The organism is Brevundimonas diminuta ATCC 11568, assembly GCF_000204035.1.
Lineage (GTDB): Bacteria > Pseudomonadota > Alphaproteobacteria > Caulobacterales > Caulobacteraceae > Brevundimonas > Brevundimonas diminuta.
In genome coordinates this window covers 2,345,363-2,354,909 of the sequence record NZ_GL883086.1, presented here as the reverse complement: position 1 = coordinate 2,354,909, position 9,547 = coordinate 2,345,363, and the positions used below count along the sequence as shown (strand labels likewise).

The following is a 9,547-nucleotide window of genomic DNA, read 5'->3' as shown; positions in this document are numbered from 1 at the left end:
CGCCCGGCGCAGCGGCGGCCGTCAGCAGGCCGCCCGACGCGGGGGCGTCGGGCAGGGTCGGGCCCTGAGACGGACATCGCCGGTTTTGCGGCGTGAAAGGCGACGGGCGTCAAGCAAGGCGCCGATCCAGCCCCACGCAGGTTCCTTATGAGTGCGGTGAATGTCTTCCATTGGTCGTCCTCCTTTCTGAGATCAGCAGAATGGCGCATGGTGGCGGCTGTCACAAACGAGACGACGGCGTTCATCCATAAAGTTGACTTATGTCTGATCCTCTTTCCCGAATCCCGGTGGACGCGCTTCGCGTGTTCGAGGCGGCGGCGCGTCTGCTCAGCTTCACCCGCGCGGCCGAGGTTCTGGGCATGAGCCAGGCGGCGGTCAGCTGGCGCATCCGCGACCTGGAGCAACGGCTGGAGCGGCCCCTGTTCACGCGCGGCACGCGGCAGGTGGCCCTGACGCCCGAAGGCGAGCGCCTGGCCACGGCGGCGACCGAGGCGATGACCCTGCTGCGCCGCGCCGTGGCCGAGGTGATCGAGACGGACCAGGGCGTGCTGGCCGTCACGACGCTTCAGACTCTGGCGACCCAGTGGCTGGCGACGCGGCTGGGGTCTTTCCAACTGGCCAACCCCGACCTGGCGGTGCGGGTAGACACCAGCCCGGTCCTGTCCAGCCTCAGCGCGGACGGGTTGGACGTGGCGCTGCGCTTCGGTTCGGGCCGCTGGCCTGGACTGGAGAGCCGTTTCCTGATGCCCGCCGTCTTCACGCCCGTCTGCACTCCCGCCATGCGCGACCGGCTGGATCTGAAGACGCCTGCTGATCTGAAACGCGCCCATCTGGTCGGAGAGCCGGAGGAGTGGGCGGCCTGGTTCGCCGCCGCCGGGGTGGCACCCGCCGACGCCGCCCCGTCGCCGCGTCTGACGGCCGACAACCAGGCGATGGAGGTGGCGGCGGCGCTGGGCGATCAGGGCGTGGCCCTGGGTTCGCCCATCCTCTACGGCCGCGAAATCGAACGGGGACTTCTGGTCCGGCCGTTCAAGGAGACCGTCGCCCTGGCCGAGGGCTATTGGCTCTGCTACCCGCCCGGCCGCCGCCTGACCCCCAAGATCGCCCGCTTCCGCGACTGGGTGCTGGACACGGCGTGGACCGACCCGGCGGTGGTCGAGGGCGCGCGGCTGGCGGGGCGTGAAGTCGGGGAGGCGGGTGAATAGTCCTTCATCGCCTCGATGAAGAAGGAAAAGAAAAGGGCGGGATCCTTCGATCCCGCCCTTCCGTCGTTTGAGCTTTGAGAAGCCGGACTTCCTTAGAAGTCCATGCCGCCCATACCGCCCATGCCGCCCATGTCGGGGGCGCCGCCGGCCGAGGCCTTCTTCGGCGCGTCAGCGATGGCGGCTTCCGTGGTGATCATGATGCCGGCGACCGAGGCGGCCGACTTCAGAGCCGAACGGACGACCTTGGCCGGATCGATCACGCCCATCTGGACGAGGTCGCCGTACTCTTCGGTCTGGGCGTTGAAGCCGAACGAGGCGTCGGTCGAGTCCATGACCTTGCCGACCACGATCGAGCCTTCGACGCCCGAGTTCTCGGAGATCTGACGGATCGGAGCCTGCAGGGCGCGGCGCACGATGTTGATGCCGGCGTTCTGATCGGCGTTGACGCCCTTCAGATCGATCAGCTTCTTGGAGGCTTGCAGCAGGGCCACGCCGCCGCCCGGGACGATGCCTTCATCGGCAGCGGCGCGGGTTGCGTTCAGGGCGTCGTCGACGCGGTCCTTCTTTTCCTTCACTTCGACTTCGGTCGAGCCGCCGACGCGCAGGACGGCGACGCCGCCGGCCAGCTTGGCCAAACGCTCTTGCAGCTTCTCACGGTCGTAGTCCGAGGTGGTGTCCTCGATCTGACGCTTGATCTGGCCGACGCGAGCCTCGATGCCGTCCTTCTCGCCCGAACCTTCGACGATGGTGGTGTCGTCCTTGGTGATGGAGACCTTCTTGGCCTTGCCCAGCATGTCCAGGGTGACGGTTTCCAGCTTGATGCCCAGGTCTTCAGAGATGACCTGGCCGCCCGTCAGGATGGCGATGTCTTCCAGCATGGCCTTGCGGCGGTCGCCGAAGCCCGGAGCCTTGACGGCGGCGACGCGCAGGCCGCCGCGCAGCTTGTTGACCACCAGGGTGGCCAGGGCTTCGCCTTCGATGTCCTCGGCGATGATCAGCAGGGGACGGCCCGACTGAACCACGGCTTCCAGCACCGGCAGCATGGGCTGCAGCGAGGTCAGCTTCTTCTCGTGGAGCAGGATGAGGGGCTCTTCGAGGGCGACCTCCATCTTGTCCGGGTTGGTGATGAAGTAGGGCGACAGGTAGCCGCGGTCGAACTGCATGCCTTCGACGATGTCGACGGTGGTTTCAGCCGTCTTGGCTTCTTCGACCGTGATGACGCCTTCGTTGCCGACCTTGGCCATGGCCAGGGCGATCAGCTCGCCGATTTCAGCGTCGCCGTTGGCCGAGATGGTGCCGACCTGGGCGATTTCCGAGTTGTTCGAGACCGGCTTGGAGATGGTCTTCACCTCGTCCAGGGCGACGGCGACGGCCTGGTCGATGCCGCGCTTCAGGTCCATCGGGTTCATGCCGGCGGCGACGGCCTTGAGGCCCTCCTGCACGATGGCCTGAGCCAGGACGGTGGCGGTGGTGGTGCCGTCGCCCGCGTTGTCGTTCGCCTTGGAGGCGACTTCGCGGATCATCTGGGCGCCCATGTTCTCGAAGGCGTCTTCCAGCTCGATCTCTTTGGCGACCGAGACGCCGTCCTTGGTCGAGCGCGGGGCGCCGAACGACTTCTGGATCACGACGTTGCGGCCCTTCGGACCCAGGGTCACCTTGACGGCGTCAGCCAGGACGTTGACGCCCTTCAGCATCTTGTCGCGGGCGTCGGTGTTGAACTTTACGATTTTAGCGGCCATGCGGGCTGCTCCTATCTATAAGATTTTAAATCAGAAACCGGAAACCGAGGCGCGTCTTACGACAGCACGCCCAGGACGTCGGATTCCTTCATGATGATCAGGTCTTCGCCGTCGATCTTCACTTCGCTGCCCGACCACTTGCCGAACAGGACGCGGTCGCCGGCCTTCAGCTCCAGGGCGACGAACTTGCCGTCTTCGTCACGGACGCCGGGGCCCACGGCGACGACTTCGCCTTCCTGGGGCTTTTCCTTGGCCGTATCGGGGATGATGATCCCGCCCTTGGTCTTGGATTCTTCTTCAACGCGCTTGACCAGCACGCGGTCGCCGAGCGGACGAAACGCCATCTGAGTAACTCCCGTTAGGATGTTGGTTCCAGCCCTCGGAGCCCACGACTTTGGCAGTCGCCCTCCCCGAGTGCTAACGACCGGGGAGTTAGGCAGGGGGAGGGGGGGCGTCAAGGGCGATGCGGCCTGAAATCGGCGCCCAGATGAAGCGAAAATGAACGACCGCCGCCGAGGTCGTTCAGACAGGCGCCGCTAGAAGGGGGACAACGGATCAACCGGCTTTCGAAAGGAGCCCGCCATGAAGACCCTGTTCAAGATCGGCGCCGGCGCTATCGCCCCTGCTCTGGTTGTGACGATGCTGGCTTCGACCCCGGCTGCGGCCCAGCATTATCGCGACCGCGATCGCGACAACACCGGCCGTGACGCCGTCCTGGGCGCCGTGGTCGGCGGTGTCGCCGGCGCCCTGATCGGTCAAGGCGACGGACGTTATGTCGCGGGCGGCGCCCTGGCGGGCGCGGCGCTGGGCGCGGCCTCGTCCTCGAACAACGACGACTGCGGCTACTACCGCGGCGGCCGCTGCTATCGAAACCAGGGCCACTGGGAGCGCGAGCACGGCATCAACAGCCGCGACGGCTATTACAACGGCCGTTATGAGCGCAACGACGGCCGCTATTACCGCGACGGCCGCTATTGGCGGAACCACGGCGAATGGCGCAGCTATCAGAACCGCCGCGACCGCGATCGTGATCGCGACTACCGCTACGACCGTCGCTGGTAGGCGGGGATGAGATGAGGAAAGGCTCGGCCGCATGGCCGGGCCTTTTTTCATGCGCGGGCCTATTCGAAGCCGCTGCCGCGTTCGGCGCTCGGCAGCAGTCGTCCCATGACCGTGACGAAGAAGGCCACGGTCCAGCCCAGAAGAATGGCGCCGTTGATGCCTTCGATCGCGCCTAGCAGCTTCCATTCCGGATCGATGGAGGCGTCGCCGTAGCCGATGGAGCCGTAGCTGATGGACGAGAAATAGACGGCTTCGCGTAGATCGGGCACGGCTTCCAGCAGGTAGAAGAGGGCGGCGTAGCTCCAGATCTCCAGCCCGTGGATGACGAAAAGGCCCAGCACCAGAGTCACCGTATAGAGGGCGCCGCGCGTGGACAGGGGGTTGAGGCGGACCGCTGCCGGAGCCGGACTTTCGCGCGCTTCCAGGGCGGCCAGCACGCGACCCAGGCAGAGCAGTCCGATCGCGTGCGTTCCCACGGTCAGCAGCACCATGGCGGTGGCGACCGTCAACTCCAGCATCATGTCCATGGTCGTTTCGCCGTGTGTTGCGCGATCACACCTTAGCATCGGCGGCTTGTGTCACGGAACCGGGCTTCCGACGGCGGTCTATCTGGAGAGAGCGGCCGCGCGCATTAGCGATCCCTACGGATCGACCTGCGCCGCGCGCCTGGCGGGACCGATCAGACCAAGGTGGGTGAGGCCGAAGGCTTCAGGCGACTTGAGCCCATAGCCGAGCGCGCGGTCGAACCCGATGTGCGCCAGCCAGATCAGGCTGAGCGCGGTCGCCAGGGGCGCGGCACCCAGCAGGCCCGCGCTCGCCAGCGCCAAGGGTCCGATCAGGCTGTGCGCCAAATCATAGGCCCGTGCGCCTGCGCGCGGACCCGCCAGATAGCCGGCGAAGGAGAGGTCAGGAGCCAGGAAGAGAACGGCGAACAGCGCCTAGCCCTGGCCGAAGCGGCTATAGGCCAGGGCGGCGAGGACGAGCAGGGCCAGCCCCTCCAGCCGCTGCCAGGTCGGGGCGACGACGGTCACGCCGTCAGCCGCCGCAGCAGGTCCGCCGTGGAGGGGTCGAGGTCCGCCGAGGGCGTGCCTGTGGCGGCGTCCTTCAGCAGGGCCTTGGCCAGAACCTTGCCCAGCTCCACGCCCCATTGGTCGAAGCTGTTGATGTCCCACAGGGCGCCTTCGACGAAGGTCTTGTGTTCATAGAGGGCGATCAGGGCGCCGAGGGTCTGGGGCGTCAACCGCTCCATCAGAATGGCGGTCGACGGTCGATTGCCGGGAAAGGCCTTGTGCGGCGCCAGGCGGTCGGCTTCGTCCTCGGAGGCGCCGGACGCGATCAGCTCGGCGCGGGCCTGGGTTTCGGTCTTGCCCTGCATCAGGGCCTGGGCCTGGGCCAGGGCGTTGGCCCACAGATAGGTCGAGGGCGTCTCCTCGCAGGTGCGGCCCACGATGATGAACTCGACCGGCACGACCTGCGGCCCCTGATGCAATTGCTGGAAGAAGGCGTGCTGGCCGTTGGCGCCCGGCTCGCCGAAGATGACGGGGCAGGTCTGGCGGCCGACGGGCGCGCCGTCGCGGCGCACCTGCTTGCCGTTCGATTCCATCTCGAGCTGTTGCAGGAAGGCCGGCAGGCGGCGCAGGTCGTGGGCGTAGGGGGCGACGGTGCGGGCTGGGCGGTGCAGGCCGTCGACGTTGTAGATCTCGGCCAGGGCCAGCATTACCGGCGCGTTCCTCTCCAGCGGGGCCTCGAGGAAGTGACGGTCCAGGGCGGCGGCGCCGTCGAGGAAGCCCTGGAACGCGTCCCAGCCCAGGCCGATGACGCAGGACAGGCTGACCGCCGACCACAGGGAATAGCGCCCCCCGACCCAGTCCCGGAATGCAAAGGTGCGGCCGCAGCCGAACGCCGCCGCCTTTTCCGGAGCGGCGGTGACGCCGATGAAGTGTTTCGCCATCCCCTCGGCGGGCAGGGCGGCGGCCAGCCAGGCCTTGGCGGCCTGGGCGTTCAGCAGGGTCTCCTGAGTGGTGAAGCTCTTGGAGACGACGATCACCAGGGTAGTTTCAGGATCCAGCCCGATCAGGGCCTCGGCCATGTCGCGCGGGTCGATGTTGGCGACGAAGCGCAGGTCGATGGCCGGGTCCAGAGGCCGCAGGGCGTCCCAGATCAGGCGCGGTCCCAGATCGGAGCCGCCGATGCCGATATGGAGCACCGTCTTGAAGGGGCGTCCGCTCGCGCCTGTTTCATTCCCGGACCGCAACGCTTCGGCGTAGGCTTTCATCTCGGCGCGCACGGCCTCGACTTCGGCTGAGACAGGTTCTTCTAGGGCGCGGAAGTCGGCGCCGTCCGGCGCGCGCAGGGCCGGGTGCAGCACGGCGCGGCCTTCGGTCAGATTGACCGCCTCGCCGTTGAACAGGGCGGCTCGGCGGCCTTCGACGCCGCAGGCGCGGGCCAGGTCCAGCGCGGCTTTCAGGCCCGCGTAGGTCCAGCTCTGTTTGGACAGGTCGATGTGCAAGCCGGCCACGTCCAGCGTCAGCCGCGCCAGCCGGTCGGGGTCGGCGGTGAATTGATCCTGGATTCGCGCATCCGCGTCCCGTCGGGCGGCGGCCTCGAGTTCGGCCCAGGCGGCGTGCGGCATTGTCGTCTCCCCATGGCGGTCCCGGCTTTTGGCCCGGCGCTTGCAAGCTCTGGTTTACGGCTCAGGCCGTGAAGAGTTCAATCCAAGACTGGGTCAACAAGGATTTCCTGGCGGAAGTCCGCCGTCTCGGTCTCTTGTGAAAGGCACGCCATGTCCTGCGGAATAGCTCTCGCTGTCGCCCTCATGCTGGCCGATCCCGCGGTCGCTGAAGCCGCCGCCCCGGCCGCACCGGTCTCGGTGGCCCAGGAGCCTCTGTTCGCCGATCTGGCGGCCCGTTCGGGCGCCCTGAAGACGATCGTCGACGGCTGGCTGGCCTCGGGCGAGGCGGACAAGGCCGGCTTCTTCACGGGCGCGGCCTATGGAGCGTTCAAGACCCAGGCGACGGACCTGGCCCAGCGCGACATGCAGGGTCATCTGATCCTCAAGGAGCGCGGCACGGACAATGATCTGAAGTGCATCCTGCGCGGCATCTCGGAAGACATTCCGGTCAAGGTCGCGGCTCTGGAAGGCGCGTCTGACGCAGCCGCGCGCAAGCTGGCCCTCGACGAGCTGTCCTATCTGCTGAACGACAACGTCGAGGTCATCACCTCGCCGCCTCAACCCGAAGCCTAGCCTCGGCTTGAGGTTTGGTTGCTTGGCCCATCGCGCTTCGCGCGACTTGAGGCTCTGCTTGGAAGTGACGCTCAGCCCTGGACCGTCTCAGGGTATTTGATGGCGCAGCCGTAAGGCGCAGCGTAGGCGGTCTGGACCGCGCGACCGGCCTTGGCGTCGGCCAGGGCGGCGCGGACGAAGTTGTTGGCTCCGTCCAGATCCTCGACCTTATTGGTCGGCCGGTCGTCGATGCCGCCGACGTAGATCAGCCGTCCCTCTGGATCGATGATGCGCATGTCGGGCGTGGTCTTGGCGTCGTAGCGTTTGCCGACCTCGCCGGTCGGGTCGAGCAGCAGGTGGGTGAAAGCGGCCTGGTGCTTGGCCTTCCAGGCTTGCGCCTCCTCGCCCTCGACGAAGCCCTGGGTTCCCGGCGCCGAGGAGATGATGGTCAGCCAGACCACGCCGTCGGCGGTCGCCTCGCGCTGCAGGGCCTGCATGGCGCCGGTGTAGTGCTTCTTCACGAAGGGACAGCCTTCGTTGGTCCATTCCAGCACCACCGTCTTGCCGCGGAAATCGGCCAGGGAGCGCTGCTGTCCCTCGGCGTCGACCAGGGTGAAGGCCGGGGCCGTTTCGCCGGGCGCGGGCGCCTCGGTCGCTTCGGGCGCGACGACGGCGGTTTCGGACCGTTCAGGCGATGCGGCGGGCGGCTGCTGGCAGGCGGCGAGCAGCAACAGAGAGGCGGAGGCGGCGGTCAGCAGGCGGAACATGGCGGTCTCCTTGGGATGATAGGTCAGCGGGCGGCGGCGTCCTTCAGGGCGTCGATGACGACGCCTTCGGTCAATAGTTGAGGCAGGATGCGCGGCTCGGGCCGGCCCGGCGCATAGACAAGGTAGAGGGGCACGCCCGAGCGGCCGTGGCGTTGCAGTTCGGCGGTGATGGCGTCGTCGCGCCGCGTCCAGTCGCCGACCAGATAGGCGGCGTTCGCCTGTTCCAACGCCTCAGCCGTGCGGGCGGAGGACAGGGCCGTGCTCTCATTGACCTTGCAGGTCACGCACCAGTCGGCGGTGAAGTTGACCAAGACCGGCCGCCCCTCGGCCAGGGCGGCCTTCACCGCCTGTTCGGACCAGGGCTGGGACGGCAAATGGGTCGAAGCGCCTGCGCTGTCCGGGGCGGCGGGCGCGGCGCGCCCCGCCAGGACGCCGAAGCCCAGGGCCGCGATCAGGGCCATCAGGGCGGCGGCGCCCGCGGCCCGGCCCTTGCCGGATGCGGCGGCCTGGCTTCGGCCATAGAGCCATAGCGCCAAAGCCAGCAGCAGCCCGGCCCCGAACAACAAGGCCAGAGCGTCAGAGGTCTGGCGGCCATAGACCCAGGCCAGCCACAGGGCGGCGCCGTACATGGGGAAGGCCAGCAGATTGCGTAAGCTCTCCATCCACGGGCCGGGTTTCGGCAGACGGGCCAGCAGGCGCGGATTGAGGCTGATCAGCACATAGGGCAGGGCCAGCCCGAGCCCCAGCATCAGGAAGACCGCCAGGGCCATCGGCCAGGGCATGAACAGGGCGGCGCCGAGCGCAAAGGCCATGAAGGGGGCGGTGCAGGGCGCCGCGACGATCACCGCCAGCACCCCGGTGAAGAAGGCGCCCGCCGCGCCGGGCAGGCGCGACAGCGGGCCGTGTCCGGCGCCTTGCAGGCCTGCGCCGACATGGAAGACGCCCGACAGGTTCAGCGCCACCGCCAGCATCAGCAGGGCCAGAGCCGCCACCACGCCCGGCGATTGCAGCTGGAAGCCCCAGCCCAAAACCTGACCGCCCGCGCGCAGGGCCAGCAGCGCGCCCGCCAGAAGCAGGAAGGCCGTCAGCACCCCGGCCAGGAAGGCCAGACCGTCGCGGCGCGCCTCGGCCGGTTCATGGGCGGCGCGGCTGAGCGAGGCCGCCTTCATCGCCAGGATGGGGAAGACGCAGGGCATCAGATTCAGGATCAGACCGCCCAGCAGGGCGAACAACGCCGCCTTGGCGAAGTCGGACAGGCCGGTGGTCGAGGCGCCTGCCTGCGCGCCCTCGCCGTCGCCGATCGCGCCGTCGCCCGTGACGCCGGTCAGGGCCGCGCCCGGTTCGGCCTTGATCTCCCAGGCGCCCAGATCGGTGGACAGGACGCCGCCGATCGGTCCGTTCAGACCGTTGGTCGCCAGGCCGCGCCCGGCGGCGACGGTCAGGGTCAGGCCCTGCGGCCCGCGTTCGCCCGACTGGGCGGCGGCGTGGTCGATCACCCCGCCCTCGAACGGATAGAAATAGGCCCACTTCGGCGCCGCGCCCGCCAGCGGG

The 9,547-nt window shown here is 68.1% G+C and carries 10 protein-coding genes; 3 read left to right on the top strand and 7 right to left on the bottom strand.

Going from position 1 to position 9,547, the window contains the following annotated elements; all coding sequences use genetic code 11:
- Positions 1-260 precede the first annotated feature (260 nt).
- Positions 261-1,205, top strand: a complete 945-nt coding sequence (locus BDIM_RS15340) for a LysR substrate-binding domain-containing protein (RefSeq protein WP_040346403.1) — start codon at positions 261-263, stop codon at positions 1,203-1,205.
- A gap of 92 nt (positions 1,206-1,297) precedes the next feature.
- Here the strand turns inward: BDIM_RS15340 and groL are convergent, their stop codons facing one another.
- Both groL and groES read right to left on the bottom strand, forming a co-directional pair.
- The gene (gene groL, locus BDIM_RS15335) at positions 1,298-2,944 is read right to left on the bottom strand and encodes a chaperonin GroEL (RefSeq protein WP_003166489.1); all 1,647 of its coding nucleotides are present in this window, start codon (positions 2,942-2,944) and stop codon (positions 1,298-1,300) included.
- Positions 2,945-3,000: 56 nt separating this feature from the next.
- Complete coding sequence (groES, locus tag BDIM_RS15330) at positions 3,001-3,288, bottom strand: co-chaperone GroES (RefSeq protein ID WP_003166488.1); 288 nt, start codon at positions 3,286-3,288, stop codon at positions 3,001-3,003.
- Between the two features lie 238 nt (positions 3,289-3,526).
- Between groES and BDIM_RS15325 the strand changes: the two genes are divergently transcribed.
- Positions 3,527-4,006 (top strand): hypothetical protein, encoded by a 480-nt coding sequence (locus BDIM_RS15325; protein WP_003166487.1) that lies wholly within the window; start codon positions 3,527-3,529, stop codon positions 4,004-4,006.
- 59 nt (positions 4,007-4,065) lie between these two features.
- Here BDIM_RS15325 and BDIM_RS15320 read toward each other — a convergent pair whose 3' ends face one another.
- The 3 genes from BDIM_RS15320 to pgi all read right to left on the bottom strand — a co-directional run bounded on the left by BDIM_RS15320 (position 4,066) and on the right by pgi (position 6,638).
- Positions 4,066-4,533 carry an ion channel gene (locus tag BDIM_RS15320; protein ID WP_040346401.1) on the bottom strand — a complete coding sequence of 156 codons (468 nt, stop codon included), beginning with the start codon at positions 4,531-4,533 and terminating at the stop codon, positions 4,066-4,068.
- Positions 4,534-4,647: 114 nt separating this feature from the next.
- A complete protein-coding gene (locus BDIM_RS15315; RefSeq protein ID WP_088491483.1) occupies positions 4,648-4,941 on the bottom strand; it encodes a DUF4260 family protein in 294 nt (97 codons plus the stop codon).
- Between the two features lie 92 nt (positions 4,942-5,033).
- Positions 5,034-6,638, bottom strand: a complete 1,605-nt coding sequence (pgi, locus tag BDIM_RS15310) for a glucose-6-phosphate isomerase (protein WP_003166485.1) — start codon at positions 6,636-6,638, stop codon at positions 5,034-5,036.
- A gap of 150 nt (positions 6,639-6,788) precedes the next feature.
- Here pgi and BDIM_RS15305 point away from each other — a divergent pair, with 150 nt between their 5' ends.
- Positions 6,789-7,250: a hypothetical protein gene (locus tag BDIM_RS15305; RefSeq protein WP_040346399.1), complete on the top strand. Its 462-nt coding sequence runs from the start codon at positions 6,789-6,791 to the stop codon at positions 7,248-7,250.
- 71 nt (positions 7,251-7,321) lie between these two features.
- On the opposite strand, the gene BDIM_RS15300 is transcribed toward BDIM_RS15305, so the two are convergent.
- Both BDIM_RS15300 and BDIM_RS15295 read right to left on the bottom strand, forming a co-directional pair.
- Positions 7,322-7,996 (bottom strand): thioredoxin family protein, encoded by a 675-nt coding sequence (locus BDIM_RS15300; protein WP_040346397.1) that lies wholly within the window; start codon positions 7,994-7,996, stop codon positions 7,322-7,324.
- A gap of 23 nt (positions 7,997-8,019) precedes the next feature.
- Positions 8,020-9,547, bottom strand: a 1,528-nt coding sequence (locus BDIM_RS15295) for a protein-disulfide reductase DsbD family protein (protein ID WP_040346395.1), incomplete at its 5' end; no start/stop codon positions are given.